General features: G+C 71.6%; 25 protein-coding genes and 2 pseudogenes. 7 read left to right on the top strand and 20 right to left on the bottom strand.

Going from position 1 to position 26,163, the window contains the following annotated elements:
- Positions 1-66 precede the first annotated feature (66 nt).
- The 3 genes from ACFWRT_RS22765 to ACFWRT_RS22755 are packed head-to-tail and all read left to right on the top strand — an operon-like array spanning position 67 to position 2,818.
- Positions 67-675 carry a sigma-70 family RNA polymerase sigma factor gene (locus tag ACFWRT_RS22765; protein ID WP_380953650.1) on the top strand — a complete coding sequence of 203 codons (609 nt, stop codon included), beginning with the start codon at positions 67-69 and terminating at the stop codon, positions 673-675.
- Positions 672-1,424: an anti-sigma factor gene (locus ACFWRT_RS22760; RefSeq protein ID WP_380953649.1), complete on the top strand. Its 753-nt coding sequence runs from the start codon at positions 672-674 to the stop codon at positions 1,422-1,424. Before ACFWRT_RS22765 ends, ACFWRT_RS22760 begins: the two co-directional genes overlap by 4 nt.
- Before the next feature lie 38 nt (positions 1,425-1,462).
- Positions 1,463-2,818, top strand: a complete 1,356-nt coding sequence (locus ACFWRT_RS22755) for a cryptochrome/photolyase family protein (protein WP_380953693.1) — start codon at positions 1,463-1,465, stop codon at positions 2,816-2,818.
- Positions 2,819-2,861: 43 nt separating this feature from the next.
- On the opposite strand, the gene ACFWRT_RS22750 is transcribed toward ACFWRT_RS22755, so the two are convergent.
- From ACFWRT_RS22750 to ACFWRT_RS22730, 5 genes are read right to left on the bottom strand one after another with little or no spacing between them, the layout of a single operon-like run.
- Complete coding sequence (locus tag ACFWRT_RS22750) at positions 2,862-3,665, bottom strand: DUF1295 domain-containing protein (protein ID WP_380953648.1); 804 nt, start codon at positions 3,663-3,665, stop codon at positions 2,862-2,864.
- Positions 3,662-5,020 (bottom strand): class I SAM-dependent methyltransferase, encoded by a 1,359-nt coding sequence (locus ACFWRT_RS22745; RefSeq protein WP_380953647.1) that lies wholly within the window; start codon positions 5,018-5,020, stop codon positions 3,662-3,664. The genes ACFWRT_RS22750 and ACFWRT_RS22745 overlap by 4 nt, the downstream gene beginning before the upstream one ends.
- Positions 5,017-6,351, bottom strand: coding sequence for a class I SAM-dependent methyltransferase (locus ACFWRT_RS22740; RefSeq protein WP_380953646.1), 1,335 nt, complete (start codon positions 6,349-6,351; stop codon positions 5,017-5,019). Before ACFWRT_RS22740 ends, ACFWRT_RS22745 begins: the two co-directional genes overlap by 4 nt.
- Entirely contained in the window at positions 6,348-7,076 is a 729-nt protein-coding gene (locus ACFWRT_RS22735) for a DUF1365 domain-containing protein (RefSeq protein ID WP_380953645.1), read from the bottom strand. The genes ACFWRT_RS22740 and ACFWRT_RS22735 overlap by 4 nt, the downstream gene beginning before the upstream one ends.
- Positions 7,073-8,347, bottom strand: coding sequence for an NAD(P)/FAD-dependent oxidoreductase (locus tag ACFWRT_RS22730; protein ID WP_380953644.1), 1,275 nt, complete (start codon positions 8,345-8,347; stop codon positions 7,073-7,075). Before ACFWRT_RS22730 ends, ACFWRT_RS22735 begins: the two co-directional genes overlap by 4 nt.
- Before the next feature lie 708 nt (positions 8,348-9,055).
- Here ACFWRT_RS22730 and ACFWRT_RS22725 point away from each other — a divergent pair.
- The 3 genes and pseudogenes from ACFWRT_RS22725 to ACFWRT_RS22715 all read left to right on the top strand — a co-directional run bounded on the left by ACFWRT_RS22725 (position 9,056) and on the right by ACFWRT_RS22715 (position 10,646).
- Positions 9,056-9,703, top strand: a complete 648-nt coding sequence (locus ACFWRT_RS22725) for a fasciclin domain-containing protein (RefSeq protein ID WP_380953643.1) — start codon at positions 9,056-9,058, stop codon at positions 9,701-9,703.
- 170 nt (positions 9,704-9,873) lie between these two features.
- Positions 9,874-10,128 (top strand): annotated as a pseudogene (locus tag ACFWRT_RS22720) (ADP-ribosylglycohydrolase family protein); the annotation flags it as partial.
- 68 nt (positions 10,129-10,196) lie between these two features.
- Positions 10,197-10,646 carry an SPW repeat protein gene (locus tag ACFWRT_RS22715; RefSeq protein ID WP_380953642.1) on the top strand — a complete coding sequence of 150 codons (450 nt, stop codon included), beginning with the start codon at positions 10,197-10,199 and terminating at the stop codon, positions 10,644-10,646.
- A gap of 180 nt (positions 10,647-10,826) precedes the next feature.
- On the opposite strand, the gene ACFWRT_RS22710 is transcribed toward ACFWRT_RS22715, so the two are convergent.
- The 12 genes from ACFWRT_RS22710 to ACFWRT_RS22655 all read right to left on the bottom strand — a co-directional run bounded on the left by ACFWRT_RS22710 (position 10,827) and on the right by ACFWRT_RS22655 (position 22,900).
- On the bottom strand, positions 10,827-13,667 hold the full coding sequence (locus ACFWRT_RS22710; RefSeq protein WP_380953641.1) for a DEAD/DEAH box helicase: 2,841 nt from the start codon (positions 13,665-13,667) through the stop codon (positions 10,827-10,829).
- A 45-nt stretch (positions 13,668-13,712) separates the two neighbouring features.
- Positions 13,713-14,621 carry a diacylglycerol kinase gene (locus ACFWRT_RS22705; protein ID WP_380953640.1) on the bottom strand — a complete coding sequence of 303 codons (909 nt, stop codon included), beginning with the start codon at positions 14,619-14,621 and terminating at the stop codon, positions 13,713-13,715.
- 18 nt (positions 14,622-14,639) lie between these two features.
- Entirely contained in the window at positions 14,640-15,605 is a 966-nt protein-coding gene (gene tatC / locus ACFWRT_RS22700) for a twin-arginine translocase subunit TatC (protein ID WP_380953639.1), read from the bottom strand.
- A gap of 49 nt (positions 15,606-15,654) precedes the next feature.
- On the bottom strand, positions 15,655-15,951 hold the full coding sequence (tatA, locus tag ACFWRT_RS22695; RefSeq protein ID WP_380953638.1) for a Sec-independent protein translocase subunit TatA: 297 nt from the start codon (positions 15,949-15,951) through the stop codon (positions 15,655-15,657).
- A gap of 217 nt (positions 15,952-16,168) precedes the next feature.
- On the bottom strand, positions 16,169-16,366 hold the full coding sequence (locus ACFWRT_RS22690; protein WP_018515343.1) for a hypothetical protein: 198 nt from the start codon (positions 16,364-16,366) through the stop codon (positions 16,169-16,171).
- A gap of 31 nt (positions 16,367-16,397) precedes the next feature.
- Positions 16,398-16,700 carry a hypothetical protein gene (locus ACFWRT_RS22685; protein WP_380953637.1) on the bottom strand — a complete coding sequence of 101 codons (303 nt, stop codon included), beginning with the start codon at positions 16,698-16,700 and terminating at the stop codon, positions 16,398-16,400.
- 23 nt (positions 16,701-16,723) lie between these two features.
- A complete protein-coding gene (locus tag ACFWRT_RS22680; RefSeq protein ID WP_380953636.1) occupies positions 16,724-17,677 on the bottom strand; it encodes a helix-turn-helix transcriptional regulator in 954 nt (317 codons plus the stop codon).
- Positions 17,678-17,689: 12 nt separating this feature from the next.
- Positions 17,690-18,643 carry a helix-turn-helix transcriptional regulator gene (locus ACFWRT_RS22675; protein WP_018515346.1) on the bottom strand — a complete coding sequence of 318 codons (954 nt, stop codon included), beginning with the start codon at positions 18,641-18,643 and terminating at the stop codon, positions 17,690-17,692.
- Positions 18,644-18,784: 141 nt separating this feature from the next.
- The gene (locus ACFWRT_RS22670) at positions 18,785-19,156 is read right to left on the bottom strand and encodes an FKBP-type peptidyl-prolyl cis-trans isomerase (protein ID WP_317822492.1); all 372 of its coding nucleotides are present in this window, start codon (positions 19,154-19,156) and stop codon (positions 18,785-18,787) included.
- Positions 19,157-19,199: 43 nt separating this feature from the next.
- The gene (locus ACFWRT_RS22665) at positions 19,200-20,138 is read right to left on the bottom strand and encodes an FKBP-type peptidyl-prolyl cis-trans isomerase (protein WP_380953635.1); all 939 of its coding nucleotides are present in this window, start codon (positions 20,136-20,138) and stop codon (positions 19,200-19,202) included.
- Positions 20,139-20,269: 131 nt separating this feature from the next.
- Entirely contained in the window at positions 20,270-21,631 is a 1,362-nt protein-coding gene (gene pafA, locus ACFWRT_RS22660; protein WP_026242080.1) for a Pup--protein ligase, read from the bottom strand.
- 9 nt (positions 21,632-21,640) lie between these two features.
- Positions 21,641-22,900: an MFS transporter gene (locus ACFWRT_RS22655; protein ID WP_380953634.1), complete on the bottom strand. Its 1,260-nt coding sequence runs from the start codon at positions 22,898-22,900 to the stop codon at positions 21,641-21,643.
- Positions 22,901-23,031: 131 nt separating this feature from the next.
- Between ACFWRT_RS22655 and ACFWRT_RS22650 the strand changes: the two genes are divergently transcribed.
- On the top strand, positions 23,032-24,069 hold the full coding sequence (locus ACFWRT_RS22650; protein ID WP_380953633.1) for a LacI family DNA-binding transcriptional regulator: 1,038 nt from the start codon (positions 23,032-23,034) through the stop codon (positions 24,067-24,069).
- A gap of 49 nt (positions 24,070-24,118) precedes the next feature.
- Here ACFWRT_RS22650 and prcA read toward each other — a convergent pair whose 3' ends face one another.
- From prcA to ACFWRT_RS22635, 3 genes and pseudogenes are all read right to left on the bottom strand, one after another.
- Entirely contained in the window at positions 24,119-24,946 is an 828-nt protein-coding gene (gene prcA / locus ACFWRT_RS22645) for a proteasome subunit alpha (protein WP_380953632.1), read from the bottom strand.
- Positions 24,947-25,004: 58 nt separating this feature from the next.
- Complete coding sequence (prcB, locus tag ACFWRT_RS22640; RefSeq protein WP_380953631.1) at positions 25,005-25,850, bottom strand: proteasome subunit beta; 846 nt, start codon at positions 25,848-25,850, stop codon at positions 25,005-25,007.
- Positions 25,802-26,007, bottom strand: a pseudogene (locus ACFWRT_RS22635) (endonuclease domain-containing protein); the annotation flags it as partial. The gene prcB and the pseudogene ACFWRT_RS22635, both read right to left, overlap by 49 nt.
- Positions 26,008-26,163 lie beyond the last annotated feature (156 nt).

Below are 26,163 nucleotides of genomic sequence, written 5' to 3'. Positions count from 1 at the left end.
TCTGGAAAGATCGCGGGCATTGGACCAATCCGCACGGCCACCGGCTCCGAATCATCCCTGGAACCGATGACGTCCCAGGAGGAAACCCGCGTGAACCAAGCCGTACAGATGAGCGGGGTGCCCTCGCCAGAGCCTGATCTCCAGGAACTCATGGTGCTGGTCGCGCGCGGGGACCAGGACGCGTTCGCCAAGGTGTACGACGCGGTCTCCGGGCCCGTGCTCGGCCTCGTACGCAGTGTTCTGCGCGACCCGGCCCAGTCGGAGGAGGTCTCCCAGGAGGTGCTGGTCGAGGTGTGGCGTACCGCCCCGCGCTTCCAGTCCTCCCGGGGCAGCGCGATGAACTGGGTGCTGACCCTCGCCCACCACCGGGCCGTCGACCGGGTCCGCTCGGCGGAGGCGTCGGCGGCGCGGGAGCACAAGGCGGCGCTCCTGGACCGCACACCCGCCTTCGACGAGGTCTCCGAACAGGTGGAGACGCGACTGGAAAGAGAGCAGGTACGCCGCTGTCTGCGGACCCTGTCCGAACTCCAGCGGCAGTCCGTCACCCTGGCCTACTACCGGGGCCTGACCTACCGTGAGGTGGCGGAACTCCTCACCGTGCCGCTGGGCACCATCAAGACACGACTCCGCGACGGCCTGATCCGGCTGCGCGACTGCCTGGGGGTGAGCGCATGACCACGGCCGATCTGCACACGCTGACCGGGGCCTATGCCCTGCATGCGCTGCCGGACGACGAGCGCCGCGAGTTCGAGCGGCATCTGGGCGACTGCGAGGCCTGCACCCAGGAGGTGCGGGAGCTGTCGGCCACCGCGGCCCGGCTCGGGCTCGCCGTCGCCGAGAGCCCGCCGCGCGAGCTGCGGGAGAGGGTGCTGCGGGAGATCACGACCGTACGCCAGGAGATCCCGTCGCACGGCCTACGAGGACGGACGGCCGGCACCGGCCGCACCGGCCGCTGGTCCAGCTACGCGCTGGCCGCCTGCATCGCGGCGGCGGCCGCCTTCGGCGGAGTGGCGGTGTGGCAGAACCAGGTGGCACAGGACGCCCGCCAGGAGGCGAACCAGGCCACGCGGCAGAGCGAGCAACTGGCCCAGGTGCTCTCCGCGCCCGACGCGAAGACCAGCTCGGCCGAGCTGACCGGCGGCGCCCGCGGCACGGTCGTCGTCTCGCAGCAGGAGAACCGGGCGGTCTTCCTGGCCTCGGGGATGGAGCGGCCGCCGAGCGGCAAGGTGTACCAGCTCTGGTTCAACGACGAGGGCACCATGCGTTCGGCCGGTCTGATGGACCCCTCGGCGAGCGATGACGCGGTGCTGCTGGACGGGCCTGTGGACCGGGCGACGGGCATGGGCATCACGGTGGAACCGGCGGGCGGATCGGCCGAGCCGACGTCCGACCCGGTAGCCCTGATGGAATTCCCGGCCGCCTGACCGCTCACCTACCCCCCTCTGCAAGGAGCATGCGTTCCATGAACGTCGCGGTGGTGCTGTTCACCTCCGATCTGCGTCTGCACGACAACCCGGTACTGCGTTCCGCCCTGCGGGACGCGGACCGGGTCGTCCCGCTCTTCGTCCGGGACGACGCCGTCCGCCGGGCCGGGTTCGACGCCCCCAACCGGCTCGCGTTCCTCGCCGACTGCCTGGCGGACCTGGACGCCGGGCTGCGTAAACGGGGCGGCCGCCTCATCGTCCGTACGGGCGCGGTGGCGAAGGAGGTACGCCGGCTGGTCGAGGAGACCGGGGCGGGGGCGGTGCACCTGGCCGCCGGGGTGAGCGGGTACGCGGCACGGCGTGAGGAGCAGGTGCGCACCGCCCTGGCGGACAGCGACTGTGAGCTGCGCATCCACGACGCGGTGGTCACCGCGCTCGCTCCGGGCCGGGTGGTCCCGACGGGCAAGGACCACTTCGCGGTGTTCACCCCGTACTTCCGCCGTTGGGAGGCGGCGGGGGTACGGGGCACACTGAGCGCGCCCCGCGCGGTCCGGCTGCCGGACGGCGAGCTCTCCTCCGACGACCTGCCATCCAGGGACAAGGTCAAGAACATCTCGCCCGGCCTCGCCGACGGCGGCGAGCAGGCGGGCCGGAAACTGGTGACGTCCTGGCTCAACGGCGACCTGGCCGATTACGCCGACGGCCACGACGACCTCGCCGGGGACGCCACCTCCCGACTCTCCCCGCACCTCCACTTCGGTACGGTCTCCGCCGCCGAACTGGCCACCCGCGCCCAGGAGAAGGGCGGCCCGGGCGGCGACGCGTTCGTCCGGCAACTGGCCTGGCGCGACTTCCACCACCAGGTCCTGGCCGCCCGCCACGACGCCTCCTGGTCCGACTACCGGCCCCGCCAGGATCGCTGGCGCTCCGACGAGGACGAGATCACCGCCTGGAAGACCGGCCACACCGGCTATCCGGTCGTGGACGCGGCGATGCGGCAGTTGGCCCACGAGGGATGGATGCACAACCGGGGCCGGCTGCTCGCCGCGAGCTTCCTCACCAAGACGCTGTACGTGGACTGGCGCGTAGGTGCCCGGCACTTCCTGGAGCTGCTGGTCGACGGCGACATCGCCAACAACCAGCTCAACTGGCAGTGGGTCGCGGGCACGGGCACGGACACCCGGCCCAACCGGGTGCTCAACCCGGTGACCCAGGCCAAGCGGTACGACCCGCAAGGCGATTACGTACGACGGTGGGTGCCGGAGCTGGCGGAGGTGAAGGGGTCCGCGATCCACGAGCCGTGGAAGGTGAAGGACACGCTGGACTATCCGGAGCCGGTGGTGGACCTGGGCGAGGCGCGGGCACGGTTCGAGAAGGCGCGCGGGCTGGACTGAGGGCCTGTACGTGTGTGAGCACGCACAGGCCCTCCTCCACAGCTCAACCGCGACGCGGCGGCCGGGGAAAGAAGCCGCTGGTCCGGGCCTGGTACGCGGCGAACCCGGGGCGGTCGGCCATATGGCGCTCCAGCAGGGCCGCCCCGCTCCCCTTGGTCAGCAGGAACGTCATCACCAGCGGGGCCACGACCGTCGCGGCGGCGGCAGCGGGCGCCTGGCAGACGAAGAGGAACAGGCCCCACCAGACGCAGAAGTCACCGAAGTAGTTCGGATGCCGGGTCCACGACCACAGCCCTCGGTCCATGATCTTCCCCTTGTTGGCGGGGTCGGCCTTGAACCGGGCGAGCTGATGGTCCCCGACAGCCTCGAAGGCGAGCCCGACCGCCCACAGCACCGCCCCCGCCCAGGCCCACCACGCCAGAGGCCCGGTCAGGTAGTGCGCGGCCTGGACCGGCAGCGAGACCAGCCAGACCAGCGCGCCCTGGAGGAGGTAGACCTTGCGCAGGGCGTAGAGCTGCGGGTTGCCCGGGGCCTTGGCGAGCATCTTCTCGTAGCGCGGGTCCTCCCCGTGGCCACGCCCGCGCCGCCCGATGTGGACGGCGAGCCGCACCCCCCAGACCACGGTCAGCACGGTCACGACCAGCCGCCGCGTGTCGTCGCCCTCCCCCGCCGAGAGGCCGTACGAAACGAGGGCGACGGCCGCGAAGCCGAGGCCCCACGCGACGTCGACGATGCGGTGGACGCCCTTCTTCAGGGCGATGGCGAAGGTGACCAGCATGACGCCGAGGGCGGCGCCGGCCGCGCCCGCGAGCCCGCTCGCGAACGCGGCCCAGGCGAAACCGCTCACCGGTCCGCCTCGGAAGTCCCGTACCACTCACGCCGGGTCGCCGGCATCGCGGCCTTCCCCGCCCGGTCGGGCCGTACGCACAGGATCTGGTCGACGCCCATGCGCCGCTCCTCGAACGCGAGGGCGCCGCCGACGAGATAGAGCCGCCAGACGCGCGCGGTCTCCTCCCCCACCAGCGCGACGAACTCCGCCCACCGCTCCTCCAGCGTCCGCCGCCAGGCGTCCACGGTCAGGACGTAGTGCTCGCGCAGCGCTTCCACGTCCCGCACTTCGAGACCCGCTCCCTCCAGCAGACCGACCGTCTCCCCGACCGGCCGCATATGCATGTCCGGAGCGATGTACGACTCGATGAACGCGCCGCCGCCCGGGGCGTTGGCCCCGCGCGACATCTGCTGGACCAGCACCCGGCCCTGCGGCCGGAGCGAGTCGTGCAGGATGCGGGTGAAGGCGGGGTACTCGGCGTCCCCGACGTGCTCACCCATCTCGATGGTGGAGACGGCGTCGTACGAGCCCCGGGTCTCCGGCCGCTCGGCGATGTCGCGGTAGTCGATGTTGAGGACCTCGACGAGCTCCTCCAGACCGCGTGCCGTGACCTGCCCCCGTACGTACGCGGCCTGTTCGGCGGCGAGCGTGACGGCGGTGACCCGGACACGGTGGTGCTGGGCCGCGTGGAGGGTCAGCGAGCCCCAGCCGCAGCCGATGTCCAGCAGGCGTGCGCCGGGCCGGAGTCCGAGCTTGCGGCAGATCAGCTCCAGCTTGTCGCGCTGGGCGTCGGCGGGACCGTAGCCGGACGCGTCGCTGGTCCAGTAGCCGCACGAGTACGCCATGGTCTCGTCGAGGAGCAGGGCGTAGAAGGCGTTGGAGAGGTCGTAGTGGTGGCTGATCGCCGCCCGGTCGCGGGCCTTGCTGTGCAGCGCCCCGTGCAGCCCGGCCCGGGCCGCCGGGATGGGCGGGCGGGGTCCTACGGCGCCGAGGCGCAGGGCGGTGCCGACAGCGCTGAGGCGGTCGGCGAGCGAGGGCGCGGGCGGGGTGAGGCCGCGTTCGTCCATCGCGCGGCGCATGGCGCGCAACCCGTCGCCGAGGTCCTCGTCGAGGTCGATCTCACCGGTGATGTACGCCTCGGCCAGGCCCAGTTCGCCCGGCTCCCAGAGCAGGCGGCGCAGGGCGCGCCGGGAACGTACATGGACGGTGGGGGCGTCCTCGGGCCCGGCCTCGCTACCGTCCCACATCCGGACCCGGACGGGCAGCCCGCCGCCGAGCAGCCGCTCGGCCAGGGGTTCGAGCCGCTGGGCGGCGCCGTTGGGGGTACGGCGGGCGGAGGGCTTCGCGGACGGCCTGTCGGCGGTGGTGGTCACGGGGTCTCCGGCTGGGTCGGTTCACGGGTCAGGACCAACTGCTGCACATCGAGGTAGCCGGAACGGAAGCCCGCCTCCGAGTAGGCGAGGTAGAAGGTCCACATACGGCGGAAGACGGCGTCGAAGCCGAGGGCGTCGACCTCGGCGGTGCGCTCGGTGAACCGTTCGCGCCAGAGGCGGAGCGTCTCGGCGTAGTGCGCGCCGTAGCCGATGCGCTGGGCGGTCCGCAGCCGGGTGTGCTCGGTGGTGACCCGTTCGATCGCCTCGGTGGAGGGCAGCAGCCCGCCCGGGAAGATGTACTTGTGGATCCAGGTGTACGTGGAGCGGCTGGCGCGCAGCCGGTCGTCCGGCATGGTGATCGCCTGGAGGGCGACGCGGCCGCCGGGGGCGAGCAGCCGGTCCAGGGTCTGGAAGTAGACGGGCCAGAACTCCTCGCCGACCGCCTCGATCATCTCGACGCTGACGATGGCGTCGTAGTCGCCGGTGACCTGCCGGTAGTCGCAGAGCCGGACCTCGACCCGGTCCGCGAACCCGGCCTCGCGGATGCGCGTACGGGCCAGCTCGCGCTGTTCGGCGGAGAGGGTGACGGTGGTGACCCGGGCGCCACGGGCGGCGGCCCGGAGGGCGAGTTCGCCCCAGCCGGTGCCGATCTCCAGGAGCCGGGTGCCCTCGCCGACCCCGGCGGCGTCCAGCAGCCGGTCGATCTTGCGGTGCTGGGCGGCGGGCAGCAGGGCCTGCTCGGCGGGGAAGCCGCGGAAGACCGCGGAGGAGTAGGAGAGCGTCTCGTCCAGGAAGAGCGCGAAGAGGTCGTTGGAGAGGTCGTAGTGGTGGCTGATGTTGTCCCGTGAGCCCTCAGGGGTGTTGAGCTGTGCGGAGGGCTTGCGCAACGCCCAGAGGGAGCGCAGCCGTTGCAGCGGGGCGGGGACCAGTTCGGCCGCGTTGTCGGCGAGGACGGTGAGCACGGCGACCAGGTCGGGGGCGTCCCACTCACCGGCCATGTAGGACTCGCCGAAGCCGATGAGCCCGCTCGCGCCGATCCGGCCGAAGAAGGCGTCGGGGTCGCGGATGTCCATGAGCGGCCCGCCGAGGCCGATGTCCTCCACGCCGGCGAGCCGGGCGCGCAGGGGGAGCTTCGCGAGCGCGCGGCGGACGATGCGCTCCGCGACGGCGGTCCGGGCGCGGGAGGCACGGGGCCGGGTCACGACGTCGGGCCAGCGCTCGGGGTCGGTCTGCTGTCCGGCCGGTGCGGGGGTGTGGCTCCGCTGCGCGGGGACGGGCGCTGCCGGGTCGGGGGTCCGGTCTGCCGGCAGCTGGTGGGTGGGCGCGGTCACTGCATGCCTTCCTGTGGGCGGTGCTGGGGACGGGGTTGCACGGGGAGGCCGCGCAGATAGAGCCGGATGCCGTGCAGCCGGATGGCCAGGGAGACGGCGACGGTGGAGAGGGGGTGGCGCAGGGCGAGGCGGGCCAGCGCCCGGGGGGTGGCCCGGCGGCGGGTGCCCCGTACGGTCGCGGTAAACGGGCGGCCGCCGTCGCGCTCCAGATGGACGCTCAGGTCGAGGCGCTCACCGGGCTCGGGCAGCCGCATCCGGTACCCGCCGTCGACGGGGAAGAACGGCGAGACGTAGAACTCCTTGCCGGTCGTGGCCCGGTGCTCGGCGTCCGGGTGCAGCAGATAGCCGTGCCGCTCCCCGTACGTGTTGTGCACCTCGGCCACGACACAGAGCGGGGAGCCGTCGGCGCGGCGGCACCAGTAGACGGTGAGCGGGTTGAAGACATGGCCGAGGACGCGCGCCTGGGTGAGCATGGTGACGGAGCCGTCGGCGAGGTCCACACCACGGGCTTCCAGGAACCGGCTCAGCCCGGCCCGGATGGTGGGCGCGGTCCCGCCGAAGTGGTCCCGCGCCTCGAACCGGGCCAACGGCCGCAGGGCGCGCGGCAGCCGGGGCGGGGCGTCCGGGTCGATGAGCCACAGGTAGGTCCGGTGCCGCAGCGCGTACTTGCCGGGCCGGGTCCGTACGTGCGTGATGGTGCACGGATACAAGGCGGCCCCGCTCACCACGTCACCCCCAGCGCCGCGGCGGCCTCGACCCCGGACCGGCAGCCGTCCTCGTGGAAGCCCCAGCGGTGGTACGCCCCCGCGAAGGCGGTGACGCCCCCGGAGAGGGCGGGCAGCCGGGCCTGGGCCGCGACGGATTCCGGGGTGTAGACGGGGTGTTCGTAGACCATTCGGGCGCGTACGGAATCGGGGTCGACCCGGTCGGAGCCGTTGAGCGTGACGACGAAGGTCTCGGGCGCGTCGAGCCGCTGGAGCCGGTTCATGTCGTAGCTGACGGTGACCCGGTCCGCGTCGGCGGCGCAGGAGGGCATCAGGTAGTTCCAGGAGGCCCTGGCACCCCGGCTGCGGGGCAGCAGCGTGGTGTCGGTGTGCAGGAGCGTCGGGTTCCGGGAGTACGTGAAGGCGCCGAGGGTCTCCCGTTCGGCGTCGGTCGGGTCGGCCAGCAGCCGGAGCGCCTGGTCGGGGTGGGTGGCGATGACGACGGCGTCGTACGGCGTGGTCGTGCCGTCCTCGGTAGTGAGCTCGACGCCGTCCGCGTGGCGGGTGATGGCGCGGACCGGGGTCGCGGTGTGGACGGCGGTGAGCTGCTTGACGACCCGCTCGACGTACGCGCGCGAGCCGCCGGTGACGGTCCGCCAGACCGGGGAGTCGCCGATGGTGAGCATGCCGTGGTGGGACAGGAACGCGAAGAGGTAGCGGGCCGGGTAGCGCAGGGCGGTGACCGGGTCGCAGGACCAGACGGCGGAGACCATGGGGGTGAGGAAGTGGGCGTGGAAGTACGGGGAGAATCGGCCGCGCCGGGCGAACTCCCCCAGCGTCATGTCGGTGGCCGGGCCCTCGGGCAGCTCCAGCAGCGCGCGGGCGGCGCGGTGGAAGCGCGGCACCTCGGCGAGCATCCGCAGGTACGGGGCCCGGAGGGCTGACCGGGGCTGGGCGAAGAGCCCGGCGGGCCCGCGGGCGCCCGCGTACTCCAGGCCGCACCCCTCGCACCGTACGGACATCGACATCTCCGACTCCTGGGTCGCGACGCCCAGTTCGCCGAAGAGCCGCAGCAGGTGGGGGTAGGTCCGCCGGTTGTGCACGATGAAGCCCGAGTCGACACGGTGCACCCGGCCGTCGGACGCCGCCAGCTCATGCGTGTGGGCGTGGCCGCCGACGCGGTCGTCCGCCTCGTACAGCGTGACGTCGTGCGCCTTGCCCAGGACGTGGGCGGCGGTCAGTCCCGCCACTCCGCTCCCCACCACGGCTGTCCGTCGCCGCTCCCCTGCCATCCCGGGCTCCCTCCGGTCTTTCTACGCTGTTCGGAGCAGTACGAAGACGCTCCTCGCAATCCATTCGTCGCAGGTCGGCGGAAGGATTGGTCGATGATCGGAACTAACTCGATCGAGTGAATGCCCCCGCCGGACCAATCCGCGGGGAGCCCCGCGCCGAATCCCTTACGTGAGAGCAGATCGGAACACTTCGCGGACGGACGGGACCTTCGGGTCCCGGCGGTCCCGCCCGGCGCGCGCCACGTTCGCCGCGCCCGGCGGCCGGGCCATCCGGCCCGGGGCCCGGTGCGCCGCCCCCTCGCCCTCCGCGCCCCCACGTGCACCGGCCGGCGCCGGTCACCGCGGTGGGCGGGGCGGGCCGGCGGACCGTCCCGTCGGCGGATCCGGTCTGCGGTGCGGTCGGCGGCGGCAGCGCCGCCCGGACGGCCGGGGAGCCGTTCGTGCGGTGCGCCGCCACCGGTCGGGGACGCCGGGCCGGCCGCAGGGGCGAGGCGGCTCCTGGTCGGACGACCGGCTCCGGCACCGGGTCCGTCTCCCGCGGCTGGGAGACGGACCACGGAACGGACCGCTGGACAGCCCACGGACCGGATCCCGGAATGCCGGAAGCCGCCCCGCACCCCTTGTTCGCACCATCTCCTCCCCTCCCCCGCCCCTGAGCACCGTTCATCTCCCTCCCCCGCTCAGCACCTTCGATCCAGGAGAAACACCATGAACACCCTCCACTTCCGTCGCACCGCCGTCGCCGTGGCCGCCGCGGCCGTACTGCCGCTGGCCCTGACCGCCTGCTCCTCGGGCGACTCCTCCAAGGACTCGGCGGCGGGCTCGACCCCCAGCGCGGCCGCGTCGACGAGCGCCTCGGCCGACGACTCCATGACCACGGACAAGCCGTTCGGCCCGGGCTGTGCGTCCGTGCCGCAGGACGGCGCGGGCTCGTTCGACGGCATGGCGAAGGACCCGGTCGCGACGGCCGCGTCGAACAACCCGGAGCTGTCGACGCTGGTGGCCGCCGTGAAGCAGGCCGGCCTGGTCGACACGCTGAACAACGCCGAGAACATCACGGTGTTCGCCCCGACCAACGACGCGTTCGCCAAGATCCCGAAGGCCGACCTGGACGCGCTGCTTGCGAACAAGGCCGAGCTCACCAAGGTCCTCACCTACCACGTGGTGGGCGAGAAGCTGACGCCGCAGCAGCTCGAGAAGGGCTCCTTCGACACGCTGGCGAAGAGCAAGCTGACGACGGCCGGCTCGGGCACGGAGTACACCGTGAACGACACCTCGAAGGTCGTCTGCGGCAACGTCCCGACCGCCAACGCGACGGTGTACATCGTCGACTCCGTCCTGATGCCCCCGAAGTAACGGCACGGGCGTGACGAAGGGCGGTGGGCCGCGGGAAATCGCGACCCACCGCCCTTCGCCGTCCCCTGGCCTGAGCGGATGATCTCTCCGCGCATACCCCCTCGGGCTCGGGTCGGCCGGGCAGTCGGCGCCGTCATCGGCTCGCCCGTGGGCGACGCGCTCGGCGCGACACGTTCGAGTCCGCGCTGGCCGCTGCGGTGGACGTGGGCGGGGACACCGACACGGTCGCCGCCGTGACGGGCGGCCTGGCGGGCGCGGTGTACGGCATCGACGCCGTCCCGGACCGCTGGACCGGGCTCCTGCACGTACCGCTGCCGGGGTACGGGGACCGGGTGCTGCGCACCCCCGATCTGCTCGCCCTCGCGGAACGCCTGAACAGCGAGGCACCCAAGAGTGCACATAAGGGGCAGATAAGAGCAGAATAGGCATATGGGTGCCTGGCGCACACTCCGCACGGCGCCGGGGCCCGCAGGACCGAAGGAGACGAAATCTCATGAGCAACGTCTCAGACGCCAGGAGTGGCATCAGGGGTGACATGGCGGGCCACCCCGACGCCTCCGAAATGAGCGCACGGTACGACAGGGTGATGGGCGGCCGCGATGTGGCCCTGGTGGACGCGCCGGTGTTCCTCGTCGGCCTCTACTGCGCCGTCTCCCCCTGGGTGCTCCACTTCACGACCAGCCAGCCCGCCCTGGTGACGCACAACCTGGTGATGGGTATCGCGATCGCCGTCCTGGCCCTCGGCTTCACCATGATGCCGGAGCGGATGTACGGCCTGAGCTGGGCGATGTGCGCGATCGGTGCGTGGGTCATCGTGTCGACCTGGGTGGTCGGCAGCAGTCCCGACGCCGGAGTGATCGTCAACAACATCATCGTCGGCGGCCTGACGGTGCTGCTGGGCCTGGTCTGCGCCGGAGCAGCGACGAGAAGCCGCACGACATGACGACCCCCGCCCATTCCAGCCCCTCCGGCGCCGTCTCCCCAGCCCCTCCGGCGTTTGAGGAGCGGGGTCCGGGGCGGAGCCCCGGTTTCGGGAAGGGGCGGGTAGGGGAGCAGGTCCGCCGCAGGCGCCCAAACCCCCACCGCCCCGCCCCACACCAGCGCACGCCCACACCCACCCGTGTCAGCCGACAGAGCTGTACGCGACAACCCCCCGCAACACCGCATCAACCGCCTTCCGCGCGTTCCGGGAAACCGAACTCGCCCCCGCACTCCCCTCCCGAGGAGCCGCCGCAGCCACCTGCCCCAGCACGTCGATCACCTGCTTGCACCACCGTACGAAGTCCCCCGCCGGCATCTCCGCTTCGCGCAGCACCTCGTCCAGCGTGCGCCCGGAGGCCCACATGTAGACCGCCCAGGCGAAGCCGAGGTCGGGCTCACGCTGCCCGACCCCCTCCGTCTGGTTGATCTTGAAGTCCTCCTCCAGCGCGTCCAGCCGCCCCCAGATCCGCACCATCTCGCCCATGGCGACCTTGGCGGGCCCGGACGGCAGCTTGGGCGCGACCGCGTCATCGGCCTGCCGCGCCTCGTAGACCAACGCCGAGACACAGGCAGCGAGCTCGGCAGGGTTCAACCCCTCCCACACGCCATCCCGCAGACACTCGCTGGCGAGCAGGTCCAGCTCCCCGTACAGCCGGGCCAGCCGCCGCCCGTTCTCCGTGACCTCGTTGCCCCGGAGATAGTCCATCTCGGTCAGGAGCGCGACGATCCGGTCGAAGGTCCGGGCGATCGTGTTCGTCCGCCCCTCGATGCGGTGCTCCAACTGCCGCGTGTCCCGCTGCAGCCGGTGGTAGCGCTCGGCCCAGCGGGCGTGGTCCTCCCGCTCGTCGCACCCGTGGCACGGGTGCGCCCGCAGCTCCGTCCGCAACCGGAGGATCTCGCGGTCGTCGGCGGCCGGCGCCCGCCCCTTGCGGTGCCGGTCCGGCACGATGTGCCCGGCCTTGGTCCGCAGCGCGGAGGCCAGATCGCGCCGGGACTGCGGCGAGCGCGGGTTGAACGACTTCGGGACCCGCATCCGGTCCAGCGCCTCCACCGGCACCGGGAAGTCCATCGAGGCCAGCCGCTTGACCTGCCGCTCGGCGGTCAGCACCAGCGGACGCGGCCCGTCGTGGTGGTCGAACCCACGGTGCCCGTTGGCCCGCCCGGCGGGCAGACCGGGATCCAGGACCAGCGCGAGCCCCGCGAACTTCCCCGTCGGCACATGGATGACATCGCCCGGCTTCAGCTTCTCCAGCGAGGACGCCGCGGACGCCCGCCGCTGCGCCGCGCCCTGCTTGGCCAGCTCCGTCTCCCGGTCCTTGAGGTCGCGGCGCAGCCGCGCGTACTCCTCGAAGTCACCGAGGTGGCAGGTCATGCCCTCCTTGTAGCCCTCCAGGCCCTCCTCGTTGCGCTGCACCTGCCGCGAGATCCCGACCACCGACTTGTCGGCCTGGAACTGGGCGAACGAGGTCTCCAGCAGCTCCCGCGACTTGTGCCGCCCGAACTGCTGCACCAGGTTGACCGCCATGTTGTACGAGGGGCGGAAGCTGGAGCGCAGCGGATACGTACGCGTCCCCGCGAGCCCGGCCAGCGCCGTCGGGTCCATGCCGCGCTGCCACAGGACCACCGCGTGGCCCTCGACGTCGATACCGCGGCGGCCGGCCCGGCCGGTGAGCTGGGTGTACTCGCCGGGGGTGATGTCGGCGTGCTGCTCACCGTTCCACTTGACGAGCTTCTCCAGCACCACCGAGCGCGCGGGCATGTTGATGCCGAGCGCCAGGGTCTCGGTGGCGAAGACCGCCTTCACCAGGCCCCGTACGAACAGCTCCTCGACGACCTCCTTGAACGTCGGCAGCATGCCCGCGTGGTGCGCGGCGATGCCCCGCTCAAGTCCTTCCAGCCACTCGTAGTACCCGAGGACATGCAGGTCCTCGCCCGGGATGGAGGCGGTCCGCTCCTCGACGATCTCACGCACCAGCCGGCGCTTGTCCTCGTCGTTGAGCCGGAGCCCGGCGTACAGGCACTGCTGGACGGCGGCCTCGCAGCCGGCCCGGCTGAAGATGAAGGTGATGGCGGGCAGCAGGCCCTCGTTGTCCAGCCGCTCGATGACCTCGGGCCGGCCGGGCGTCCAGATCCGGCCGCGCTGGCGCCGCTCGCGCTCGCGGTCGGCCTCGCGGACCATCTTGCCCCGGCGGCGGTCACGCGGGTTGTAGGTGTTCTGGTTCTCCTGCCGGGCGAGCCGGACCAGGTCCGGGTTGACCTCGCGGCGTCCGGCGCCACGGTCCCCGTGGTCGGTGGCCTCCTCGAAGAGGTCGTACATCTTGCGTCCGGCCATGACGTGCTGCCAGAGCGGCACGGGCCGGTGCTCGGAGACGATCACCTCGGTGGAGCCGCGCACGGTGTCCAGCCAGTCGCCGAACTCCTCGGCGTTGGACACGGTCGCCGACAGCGACACCAGCGTCACCGACTCCGGGAGGTGGATGATCACTTCCTCCCACACCGCGCCCCGGAAGCGGTCGGAGAGGTAGTGCACCTCGTCCATGACGACGTAACCGAGGCCGGAGAGCGACTGCGAGCCCGCGTACAGCATGTTCCGCAGGACCTCGGTGGTCATCACGACGACCGGCGCCTCGGAGTTGACGCTGTTGTCGCCGGTCAGCAGGCCGACCTTGTCCGCGCCGTACCGCTTGACCAGATCGGCGAACTTCTGGTTGGAGAGCGCCTTGATCGGCGTGGTGTAGAAGCATTTGCGGCCCTGCTCCAGGGCCAGGTGCACGGCGAACTCGCCGACGATCGTCTTCCCCGACCCCGTCGGGGCCGCGACCAGCACCCCCTTGCCCGCCTCAAGGGCCTGGCAGGCCTCGATCTGGAACGGGTCCAGTCCGAACTCGTACATCTCCCGGAAGGGCCCGAGGGCCGTCGCCATCTCGGCCGCACGGGCGCGGGATGCCTGGTATCGCTCAGCTGGTGAGAGGTCCTCTGTCATCTTGGTTACGAGCCTACCCGTCACCTCTGACAGTCAGCCCGATCTTTAAAGCCCCTCGGCCCCTCGCCCCGCCAGCACCTGTACGGCACCCGGTACGCAGGTCGCCATGAGCGGCAGCGCGCCCAGCGGTTCACCGTCCGCGTACGCCGTGACACCGGCCGCCGCCAGCTCGATCGAGGAGACCCGGTGCACGGTGACGGCGGGGTGGCTCAGATGGGTGCCCTGGTAGACCTTCGGGAACACCTTGAGGAGGGTGGCGCGGGAGCACTCCCCCACCACCGTCACGTCGAAGAGGCCGTCGTCCATCTCCGCCTCGGCGCAGATCCGCATGCCGCCGCCGTACGTCGTCCCGTTGCCCACCGCGATGAGGGTCGCCTGGATCTCGCGGGCCTCGCCGCCGTCGAGCCGGATGCGGTACGGGATGGGCTTGAAGGCGGCCAGTTCGGCGAGGATGGCGAGGTCGTACTTGAAGCGGCCGCCGACGAAGCGCATCCGGTTGCCCCGGTCGTTGACCCGGGAGTCGAACCCGGAGGCGAGCACCGTCCCGAACCACCGCTCCCCGGCCCGCCCGAGGTCGATGCCCCGGTGACCGCCCTCCTTGAGCGCCCGCGCGGCCAGCGCACCGGCGGCGGCCGGGTCGCGGATCGGCAGGCCCAGCGCACGAGCGAAGTCGTTCCCGGTCCCGACGGCGACGACCCCGAGCGGCGTGCTCGTCCCCGCGACGGCCTGGAGGGCGAGGGACATCAGCCCGTCCCCGCCCACGGCTATCAGCGCCCCGGTCCCCGCCGCGACGGCCTCGCGGGCCCGGCGCAGGGCGTCGTCGGCGTCCTCGCCGAGGACCGTACGGACGGAGAAGCCGGCGTCCCGCAACGCGGAAGCGGCCGGCTGCGCGGCGCGCGCGCCCCGGCCGCGTCCTGCGGTGGGATTGACGAAGAGGGTGATCTCGCTGGTCACCCGCCGGACCTTACAAGGTCAGGTGATGTCGTCGTAACCGTTGAGCCGGTGCGAACGGGAGCCGTCCGCCTCGCCGGACGCCTGCTCCGGCAGCGCTCTGCGCGGAGCGGCCACGGGCTCGATCCCGCCGACCGGCTCCGGGGTCAGGTCCAGCTCGGACGCCTCGTCGTCGCTCAGCTCGGCGTCGGGGTTCTTGCGCTTGCGCCGCTTGTCGTTCAGCAGGGAGAAGCCGACGGCGATGAAGTAGAGCACCGCCAGCGGCCCGGCCAGCAGGAGCATCGAGATGGGCTCGCCGCCGGGGGTGGCGATGGCCGCGAAGGCGGTGAGGCCGACGATCATGCCGCGCCACCAGCCGAGCATCCGCTTGCCGGTGATGAGGCCCGTCATGTTCAGCGCGATGAGCAGCAGGGGCAGCTCGAAGGCGAGACCGAAGACGATCACCATGCGGACGAGCAGATCCAGATAACTGTCGAGCCCGATCTGGTTCTGCACATCGTCGGGGCTGAACCCGAGCATGATCTCGGCGGTCTGCGGCAGGATCGCGTACGCGAGGTAGCCACCGGACAGGAAGAGCGGTGCGCCGACGATGGCGAAGGCGTACGCGTAGCGCTTCTCGCCCTTGTGCAGGCCCGGGGCGACGAAGGCCCACAGCTGGTACAGCCAGACCGGGGTGGCCAGCAGCACACCGGACATCAGCGCGACCTTGAGCGCGTTGGTGAACGGGCCGATGAGGGTGTCGGTCTTCAGCAGCGCGCAGGACTTGCCGTCGACCGTGGTGACGACGCCGTTCTTGCAGCCGACGGATTCCTGGATGGGAGCCAGAAGGAACTCGTAGATCTCCTTCTGGTAGAACGCCGCCACGATCATCACGACGACGATCGCCAGCACGGCCTTCAGCAGCCGGTTACGCAGCTCACGCAGGTGATCGAGGAGAGGCATCCGCCCCTCTTCGTCCTTCTCCTGCTTGCGGGCAGACTTGAGCAACCCACTTCCCTCGTCTCGTGCGGCGGCTGTCGGCGAAGCGCGTCAGCGCTCAGGCCTGGGTGGTGGGCTTGGGCTCGTTGACCGGGCGGGAGCTGGTGACGTCACCCGGGGCGGCCTGGATGGTGCGGGCGGTGGTGGACGGCGGCGGGGTCGGGTCCGCGACGGTCTCCGTCGTCGGCGTGGCGGCCGCCGCGTCGTCCTTCTTCATCGCCTTGGCCTCGCTCTTGAGGATGCGGGCCGACTTGCCGAGCGAACGCGCCATGTCGGGAAGCTTCTTGGCACCGAAGAGCAGCAGGATGACAGCGATGATCAGAATGATCTCAAGGGGCTTCAGGTTGCCGATCATGTGCGACTTCCTTCTCACTGAGGCGGCTGGAGGGTGGGCTCGCTACCCGTTGGACCGGACATACATCCGATCGTTGCGCTTGGCAGCGATCGTAACCCGCAGGGGTAAACGCGAGGCAATGCCCGCGCGTACTGCGGCTTGCGGCCCGCACCTCCCTGCATGGGCCGACCCTTGCAGCGTACCCTTCGGCGCCGTCGGACATCAGGCCGCAGGCCTCTTATCGCAGGCTGTCGCCGGTGGCCGCGAGGCGCGTCGCCGCCCGTTCGAGGTCTTCCGACGCCTGGTTGATCCGCTCGGTGGTGGTGGTGACCTGACGACCGAGGCGCTGCACCTCGACGAAGACCTTGATGGCCAGGACGCCGAGGACGGCGACCCCCAGGAATCCCAGGGCGATGGCGAGCATGGGCCAGAACATGCGGCGGTGCCTCTTCCTACGGACGTGGGGGCTACGGAGTGGCGTGCAGGCGCAGGGTCCGCACGCCGCCGCCGGTGAGCAGTTCGATGATGCGCTCCCCGGCGGGCTTGCGGACCGGGGCGGCGCACTCCGGGCAGGTGAAGGTGTAGAAGGTGGTGCGGCTGGTGGCGCCTATCGCCAGCCGCAGTGCGCCCGCCGCGAGCTCGAAGCGCCCGCGGCAGTCGGGACAGGCGGCCCGGAACCGTACGGCGGCGGGGACGGGGACGGGAACCGGGCCGGTGCGGACGGCGGCCGGCCCGGTGGCGGCGGCCGGCATGAGGTACGTCGGGTTCATCTCGTCTCCGCTCCGGGCCCCGCTCAGACCGTGTCGTAGGCGGCGAGCGCCTCACGGGCCGCCGTCCGGGCGCTCTCGGCGAGCTCGGGCGGGGCGACGATGCGGCCCTCGCCGCCGAGGCGCAGGGCGAGGCGGCGCAGCGAGGCCGGGTCGGGGGTGCGCAGGGTGATCCGCAGTCCGCCGTCGGGCAGCTCGTCGGCGGAGTCGTGCGGGTAGTACTCGGCGACCCAGCGGCCGCCGGTGCCGACCTCGATGACGACCTCGGGGTCCTCGGCGGCCGGCTGGACCAGCCCTTCGGAGAGGTCGCGCAGCTCCAGCTCCGGCGGCGCGGCGGGGGCGTCGAGGAGGCGGATCTCGGCGACCCGGTCCAGGCGGAAGGTCCGGCGGGCCTCGGAGAGCCGGCACCAGCCCTCCATGTAGGTGTGGCCGACGGCGAAGAGCCGGATCGGGTCGACCTCGCGCTCGGTGAGCTCGTCGCGGGCGGGCGAGTAGTAGCGCAGCCAGAGGCGGCGGCGCTCGGAGATGGCCCGGTCGACGTCGGCGAAGACGCCGCCCTCCGCCTCGAAGGTCACCGAGAGCCGGGAGCTGGCCGCGCCGGACTCGCCTGCCGCCGTCTCCAGCTTGGCGGTGGCCCGGAGCAGGGCCTCGCGGTCGCTCTCGCGCAGTCCGGGCAGGGTCGCGACGGCGCGGGCGGCGACGAGGAGGGCGGTCGCCTCGTCGGCGGCGAGCCGGAGCGGCTCGGCGACGTCGTCCGGGTTGTGCCACCAGATCCGGTCGCCGTCGGTGTCGATGTCGAGGAGGTCGCCGCCACGGAAGCTGGTCCCGCACATGGGCAGCACGTCGAGGTCCGAGATCAGCTCGTCCTCGGTGATCCCGAAGGCCCGTGCCACGTCCTGGACGTGGGCGCCGGGGCGCTCACGGAGGTACGTCACCAGGGAGAGCATCCGGCGGGTCTGGTCGATCGCGTTCGTAGCCATCGCTGGGTTCCCCTAGTCCTTGGCCACGGCGCGCAGCCGGTCCACCACATCGGCCCGCAGATCGGCGGGTTCCTCCACGACGACGTCCGGCCCGAACTCGACGAGCCAGGCGTCGAGCCCGTGTCCGTACGGGATCTCCAGCTCGTCCCAGCCGTCGCCGCGCTCATGGACGGATATGGCCCGCGACCGCAGCGGGTAGCCGGATCCGGCGCGGAGCCTGATCCGGGCGGTGCGGGTGGCGGTCTCGCCGGCCCAGCTCTCGACGGTCTCGCGGACGGTGACGACGTCGGGCACCTCGGCGGTGAAGGCCCCGTTGCGGGAGCGGACCTTGCCGGTGATGCGGGAGAGCCGGAAGACGCGTTCGGCGCCGCGGCCCCGGTCCCAGCCGGCGAGGTACCAGTGGCCGCGCCAGCACTCCAGGGTCCAGGGTTCGACCTGACGCTGCACGGGGGCGGCGGAGTTGGCCTTGCGGTAGTCGAAGGTGACCGGGCGGCGGTCGCGGCAGGCGAGCATCAGGGGCTCGAAGGCCGCCTCGTGGACGGGGATACGGGGTTCGAGGGCGCTGTGCACCTCGTACGCGTCCTCCGCCTCGGGCATGCCGGCCGCGCGCAGCTTCTGCAGGGCGCCGCTGGCGGCCCCGGCGAGGCGGGCCTGCTGCCAGACCTTGGCGGCGAGGCCGAGGGCGGCGGCCTCCTCGGCGTCCAGGGTGATGGGGGGCAGCCGGTTGCTGTCACGGCGGGCGAGGTAGCCGGTGTCGCCGTCGAGGTTCTCGACGGTCTCGATGACGAGGCCGAGCTCGCGCAGATCGTCCTTGTCGCGCTCGAACATCCGGTTGAAGGAGTCGTCGGAGCCCGCTTCGAGGTAGGCCTCGATGGAGCCGCGCAGCTCGCGCTTGCTGAGCGGGCGCCGGGTCCCCAGCAGGCACAGCGCGAGGTTCATCAACCGCTCGGCCTTGGCAATCGCCATCGACGCCCTTTCTCTTGTGCTCTACGACCGTCGACCGTACCGCCCCGGGGTGTCGGGACCAAAGCGGGCCCGTGGACCGGACAGCGGTGAGGGCCCCCACCGGTGCGGTGGGGGCCCTCACTCATGCGCTTCCGGAACGGATCAGACCGAGACCAGGTCGCAGACGAAGATCAGCGTCTCGCCCGGGGCGATCGCGCTGCCCGCGCCGCGGTCGCCGTACGCGAGGTGCGCGGGGATGGTCAGCTGGCGGCGGCCGCCGACCTTCATGCCCTGGACGCCCTTGTCCCAGCCGGCGATGACCTGGCCGGCACCGAGGTTGAAGGCCAGCGGCGTGCCGCGGTTCCAGGAGGCGTCGAACTCCTCGCCGGTGGAGAAGGCCACGCCCACGTAGTGGACCTTGACCTGGTCGCCGGCCTTGGCGACGGGGCCGTCGCCCTCCCAGATGTCCTTGATCTCCAGGTCGGCCGGCGGCTCGCCACCCGGGAAGTCGATCTCGGGCTTCTCGATGCTCACTGAACTGCTCCTCTAAATGATGAACTGGGCAACCGGGACAGTCTTACACCTTGGCGAGGATGTCCACGGCGAAGACCAGCGTGGAGTTCTTCGGGATCGCCTGCTGCTGCTGGTCGCCGAAGGCCTGGTCCGGCGGGATGACGAGGAGGACCCGGCTGCCGACCTTCTTGTCGATCAGACCGGTCTTCAGTCCCTTGAGGGTGACCTGCGACAGCGGGAAGGTCTGGGTCTTGCCGGTGGAGTAGGTGTTGTCGAACTCCTTGGCGCCCTTCCAGATCATGCCGACGTAGTTCACCACGACGCTGTCGGACTCCTTGACGACCTCGCCGTCGGACTCCAGGACGTAGTTGGAGACCAGCTTCGTCGGCGGGTCGCCCTTGGGGATGGTGACGGTCGGGGCCTTGCCGTCGGTCTTCACGCCGACCTTGGGCAGGTCGGTGTTGTCCTGGGCGACCTCGGTCCCCTTGGCGGTGGCCGGGATCTGGGTGGCCTTCAGGATGTCGACGACGAAGACGAGGGTGGAGTTCGGCTTGATGTCGCCCTGGCCCTGCTCGCCGTAGCCGAGCTCCGGCGGGATGACCAGCTGGACGCGGCTGCCGACCTTCTGGCCGACGAGACCCTTGTCCCAGCCCTGGATGACCATGCCCGCACCCAGCGTCAGGTCGAAGGGCTGCTTGCGGTCGAAGCTGTTGTCGAACGGCTTGTCGGAGTCCCACGACTGACCGAGGTAGTTGACCTGGATCGCGTCGCCGTTCTTGAGCTTCGCACCGTCACCCTCGCTGACGACCTCGGTCTTCAGCTCCTTGGGCGGGTCTCCCTTGCCCTTGGAGAGGGTGGGCTTCTCGCCGAACTTCGCGCCCGCGGTGATCGCGGGCACGCCGTTCTTGGACGAGGCGGAGTCGGAGGCCTTGTCGTCGCTGCCGCAGGCCACTGCCGACAGCAGCAGGAGGGGGGCGACGAGAAGGCCGGCAATTCGGCGCACTGGTTCCTCAGATCTCAGGGGTCACTGTGGTTGAGTCCGAACCACTCTAGGCCGTGGGAAGGGCCCCGTACGAGGAACGTACGGGGCCCTGTCACGCCACGGCCTGCCGAGGGGTGCCCCCGGCCGCCCGCTCACATGCCCGCGATCAGCTTCTCCACGCGCTCGTCCACGGACCGGAACGGGTCCTTGCAGAGCACCGTGCGCTGCGCCTGGTCGTTGAGCTTGAGGTGGACCCAGTCGACGGTGAAGTCCCGCCGCTGCTCCTGGGCCCGGCGGATGAAGTCGCCGCGCAGCCTCGCCCGGGTGGTCTGCGGGGGCACGGACTTGCCCTCGAAGATCTTCAGGTCGTTGCAGATGCGGGCGGTCTGGCCTTTCCTCTCCAGGAGGTAGAACAGACCGCGGCGACGGTGGATGTCGTGGTAGGCGAGGTCTATCTGGGCGACCCGCGGGTTCGACATGGTCATGTTGTGCTTGGCCCGGTACCGCTCGATGAGCTTGTACTTCATGACCCAGTCGATCTCGGTGTCGATCCGGTCGAGGTCCTCGGCCTCGATGGCGTCGAGGGTGCGGCCCCACAGCTCCAGGACCTGGTCGACGGTGCCGGTGCGGATGCCCCGGCGCTCGACGAAGTCCACGGCCTTCTCGTAGTACTCCCGCTGGACCTCGATGGCGGAGGCCTCGCGGCCGCTGGCCAGGCGCACCTTGCGCCGGCCGGTGAGGTCGTGACTGACCTCGCGGATGGCCCGGATCGGGTTCTCCAGGGTCAGGTCGCGCATCACCGTGCCCGCCTCGATCATGCGGAGCACCAGGTCGGTGGCGCCGACCTTGAGCAGCATGGTCGTCTCGGACATGTTCGAGTCACCGACGATGACGTGGAGGCGGCGGTACCGCTCGGCGTCGGCGTGGGGTTCGTCGCGGGTGTTGATGATCGGCCGGGAGCGGGTGGTCGCGGAGCTGACGCCCTCCCAGATGTGCTCGGCACGCTGGCTGACGCAGTACACGGCTCCGCGCGGCGTCTGGAGCACCTTGCCCGCGCCGCAGATGAGCTGCCGGGTGACGAGGAAGGGGATGAGGATGTCCGCGAGCCGGGAGAATTCCCCGTGCCGGGCCACGAGGTAGTTCTCGTGGCACCCGTAGGAGTTTCCCGCCGAGTCGGTGTTGTTCTTGAAGAGATAGACGTCGCCCGCGATTCCCTCCTCGTGCAGGCGGCGTTCGGCGTCGACGAGCAGGCCTTCGAGAATGCGCTCGCCCGCCTTGTCGTGCGTGACCAGTTCGGTCACGTTGTCGCATTCGGGGGTTGCATATTCCGGATGCGATCCCACGTCGAGGTAGAGGCGGGCGCCGTTCCGCAGGAAGACATTGCTGCTGCGGCCCCATGACACAACACGGCGGAAGAGGTAGCGCGCCACTTCGTCAGGTGACAGTCGGCGCTGTCCCCTGAACGTGCACGTGACGCCGTACTCGTTCTCCAGCCCGAAAATGCGGCGGTCCATGACTGAACATTACGCCTTACGGCCGGTGCTGAAACCGGGTTCGACAGCACCGTTTCGATCATTTTCCGATCCGGTCACGACGGCGGGGTCGTGTACGGGAGCTGCGAGGACCTTGCCGGTGGCCAGCAGGACCACCAGCGCGAAGACTCCGCCGAGCCCCGCCACGCCGAAGCTCCAGGCGGTCGAGCCGAGCTCCACGGCCGGTCCCGCGACGGCCGTTCCGGCTGCCGCGCCGACGCCGAAGGTGGTCACCAGCCAGGAGAACGCCTCGGTCACCGTGCCGCGCGGGGCGTGCCGGTCCACCACGATGAACGAGCAGGCGATGGCCGGGGCGAGGAAGACTCCGGCGAGGGCGGCCAGCGCGGTCATGACGGGGACCGAGGGGGTGAGCGTCAACGGCAGGTAGCCCAGCGCCAGGAGGCCGACGATGACGCGCAGCCGCCGCTCGGGAGCGCCGGCCCACTGCCGGGCCCCGTAGCCCAGGCCGCCGATGAGGGCGCCGAGGCCGAGCGCGGCCATCAGCCAGCCGTACACCGACTCGCGGCCGTGGTCGTCGGCGTAGGCCACACCGGCCACCGTGATGGAGCCGAGTGCGAGCCCGACGAAGAAGAACGCGCCGAGCAGGGCGAGGAGTCCGGGCGAGCGCAGGGCCCCGAGCCAGTGCGCCTCGCGGGGTGCGGAGCGCCAGGTGCGCGAGGGCTCCGAGAGAACGACCGACAGCGCGCCGAGGACGCCGATGGCGTTGATGACGAGCAGGGCGGCCGCCGGGGACCAGAGCGAGACGAGGAGCGTCACCAGGAGCGGCCCGACGGTGAACATGATCTCCTGCGCCACGGCGTCCATCGCGTACGCCCGGTGCACCTGGTCCTGGCGCTTCAGCACACTGGGCCACAGGGCCCGCAGACCGCCCTCCAGGGGCGGTGTGGCGACTCCGGCGACGATGACGGCCGCGTAGGCCAGCGGGAGCGAGCCGAGGCCGGCAACGGCCAGCAGGGCCATGCCGAGCGCGGAGAGCACGGCGGCGGGGAGCTGGACGCGCGGCTGCCCGTACAGGTCGACGGCCCGGCCGAGCAGCGGCTGCCCGACGGCGGTGGCGAGCCCGTACGCGGCGGCCAGGGCGCCGGCCAGCGTGTAGCTGCCGCCCTCGGCCCGGGTGAACAGCACGATCGCGATGTGCGCGGTGCCGTTCGGCAGCCGCCCCACCAGCGTGCCCGTCAGCAGCCGGGCGGCATGCCGCGCCCGGAGGATGTCCAGATATCCCGCGGCCATTCCCGCCCCTTTCCGCCGGACGACTGCCGCCACCCGAGGTTTTACGTATAACGTCGAGGTTCATACGTACCATGTCCGCAGTCCGCGGGTCCACCTCGCGGCGTCACGGAACCACCCGCCCGGAGGCCCGAGTGACCGACCCCCACCAGCCCGCCCCGCCCCGGCCCACCAGCCGCGACGTGGCCCGTGCGGCGGGCGTCTCGCAGGCGACGGTCTCGCTGGTGCTCGGCGAGAAGTGGCCGGGCCGGGTGTCCGAGGCCACGGCCCAGCGGGTCCGGGACCATGCGGCCGAGCTGGGCTACCGGCCCAATCTCGCCGCCCGCAATCTCCGGCTCGGCCGCACCAGGACCGCGCTGCTGGTGGTTCCGGCCCTCACCAACGAGTTCTTCGCCCGGGTCTACACCGGGGCCGCCGCCGTCGCCGCCGAGCACGACTTCGGCGTGGTGCTCTACCCCTCACCGGACGGCACAGGACCGGCCCGGGCCCCGTTCGCCTCGGCCCGCGCCGCGCTGGACGGCGTGATCGCCTCCTCCATGGCCTCCGACGCCCTGAGCGCCCTGCACGGGGCCGACCTGCCCCTGGTGATGCTGGACAGCGACCCGGCCGGGACGGACGCGGCCGCCCACGTGAACCTGGACATCGCCGACGGCATGCGCCAGGTGACGGAGCATCTGCTGGGCCTCGGCCACCGCCGGTTCGTGCATCTGGCGTCCGCCGTGGACACCTGGACGTTCGCGGTCCGGGCGCAGGCGCTGCGGGACACGGTGGGCGCGGTGCCGGGCGCCACGGTCCGTACGGTACGGTCCCCGCTCGACGTACGGGCCGGGCGCGAGGCGGCCGAGCAGGCGCTGGCCGTCGCCGGGGAGCGGCCCACCGCGGTCGTCTGCGACGACGACATCCTGGCGGCCGGGGCCTGCAAGGCGGCCCGCCGGCTCGGGCTGCGCGTACCGGACGACCTCTCCGTCACCGGCTTCGACGACCTGGCGCTCGCCACCGCCGTGGAACCGGAGCTGACCACCGTACGGCTGCCCGCCGAGCAGGTCGGGGAGCGCGGCATGGCGGCGCTGCTGGCGGCGCTGGAGGGCCGGGAGGCCGAGACGGGCAGCCTGCCGGTGAGCCTGGTCGTACGGGGCTCCACGGCGCCGCCGCCCGCCGCCGCCCCGGCATGACGGATGCCCCCGGGCCGGGACCCGGGGGCATCCGTGAGGTGTGCTCCGCCTACTCCTCGGTGGAGTCGGGCGCGTTCCCGGTGTCGGTGCCGGGGGTACGGTTCTCCGGGGTGGCGGTCTCCGGGGAGTCGGGCTCCTCCACGTCGGAGGGGGCGTCCGTCGGGGTGGCGGCCGCCGCTTCCGCGTCGAGCAGCCGGGTCAACTGGCGCCCGACGATCCGCTTGAACTTGCGCTGCTGGGGCCGCGTGCGGTCCAGCACCGCGACTTCGAGGCGCTCGGCGGGAATCTCCCGCTCGCCGCCTCCGGGCTCCCGGGAGAGCGCCTGGACGGCCAGCTTGAGCGCCTCGGCGAGCGTCATGCCGTCGCGGTGGCGCTGGTCCAGGAAGCTGCTGATCTGCTCGGCGTTGCCGCCGACCGCGACCGAGCCGTGCTCGTCCACGATGGAACCGTCGTGCGGCAGCCGGTAGATCTGGTCACCCTCGGGCGCGGAGCCCACCTCGGCGACGACCAGCTCCACCTCGTACGGCTTCTCGGCCGCGCTGGAGAAGATGGTGCCGAGCGTCTGGGCGTAGACGTTGGCCAGCCCACGGGCCGTCACATCGTCGCGGTCGTAGGTGTATCCGCGCAGGTCGGCGTAGCGCACGCCGCCGATGCGGAGGTTCTCGTACTCGTTGTACTTGCCGGCGGCAGCGAAGCCGATCCGGTCATAGATCTCGCTGAACTTGTGCAGCGCGCGGGACGGGTTCTCACCGACGAACACAATGCCGTCGGCATATTGCAGCACAACGAGGCTGCGACCACGGGCGATGCCCTTGCGGGCGTATTCCGCCCGGTCGGCCATGGCCTGCTGGGGTGAGACATAAAACGGCGTCGACACCGGCTATCCGTCCCTTTCTGTCAGTGACGAGTGCATCTCGGAGGGCTCGGAGTCCGGATCAGAGCAGCTCGGCGCGCGGGCCGTCGGGCTGCTCCAGGCGGCGTTCCAGAATGGAGCGCGCGATACCGGCGGACTCCTGGTCGTCCAGCCTCCGGAAGCCTTCGTCGGTGATGACGGTGACGATCGGGTAGATCCGGCGGGCCACGTCGGGGCCGCCGGTCGCCGAGTCGTCGTCCGCGGCGTCGTACAGCGCCTGCACGACCAGGGTGAGGGCCTGTTCCTCCGTCAGGTCCTCGCGGTAGAGCTTCTTCATCGAGTTGCGGGCGAAGATCGAGCCGGAGCCGGTGGCGGCGTAGCCGTTCTCCTCGGTGCGCCCGCCGGTGACGTCGTAGGAGAAGATCCGGCCCTTCTCACGATCGACGTCGTACCCCGCGAAGAGCGGCACCACGGCGAGGCCCTGCATGGCCATGGCCAGGTTGGAGCGAATCATGGTGGAGAGCCGGTTGGCCTTGCCCTCCAGGGAGAGCTGAGCGCCCTCGACCTTCTCGAAGTGCTCCAGCTCGAGCTGGAAGAGCTTGACCATCTCCACGGCCAGTCCGGCGGTGCCGGCGATGCCCACCGCCGAGTACTCGTCGGCCGGGAAGACTTTCTGCATGTCGCGCGTAGCGATCATGTTGCCCATGGTGGCGCGCCGGTCACCGGCCAGGACCACACCGCCGGGGAAGGACGCCGAGACGATGGTCGTCCCGTGCGGCGCCTCGATGGCCCCCTGGAGCGGCGGCAGGCTCCGGTTGCCCGGGAGCATCTCGGGCGACCGGTCGGACAGGAAGTCCATGAACGAGGACGATCCCGGCGTCAGGAAGGCAGCTGGTAGACGCCCGGTGCTACGAGTGTTGGCTTCCACGCGTTTCCCTCCAGGTATGCGATGGCCCTGCGCAAGAGAGTTAAGGATCATCCCCCAACTTGCCGATGGCCGGATTGCAGTTGAAGCAACGTATGCCACGGACCCTACCCGCCTCGGGGCGGTGATCCACATGTTCGGCGGAGGGATCTGCGCAGATCCCGCGCTCGCGGACCGGTGGCGCTCCTCCGGTTGGCGAGCGGGGGGGGGGGGGGGCGCGGGGGGGGGGGGGGCCCCCCCCCGCCCCCCCGGTGTGACAGGGGGCCCGGGGCCAACCGGGGGTGAACCCCCTGGAAAAAAAGACCCCCACGAGCAT

It is taken from the genome of Streptomyces cyaneofuscatus, assembly GCF_042718795.1.
In the GTDB taxonomy this organism is placed as follows: domain Bacteria; phylum Actinomycetota; class Actinomycetes; order Streptomycetales; family Streptomycetaceae; genus Streptomyces; species Streptomyces cyaneofuscatus_A.
The sequence above is the reverse complement of the archived record's forward strand: the minus strand, read 5'-3'. Positions and strand labels throughout refer to the sequence as shown.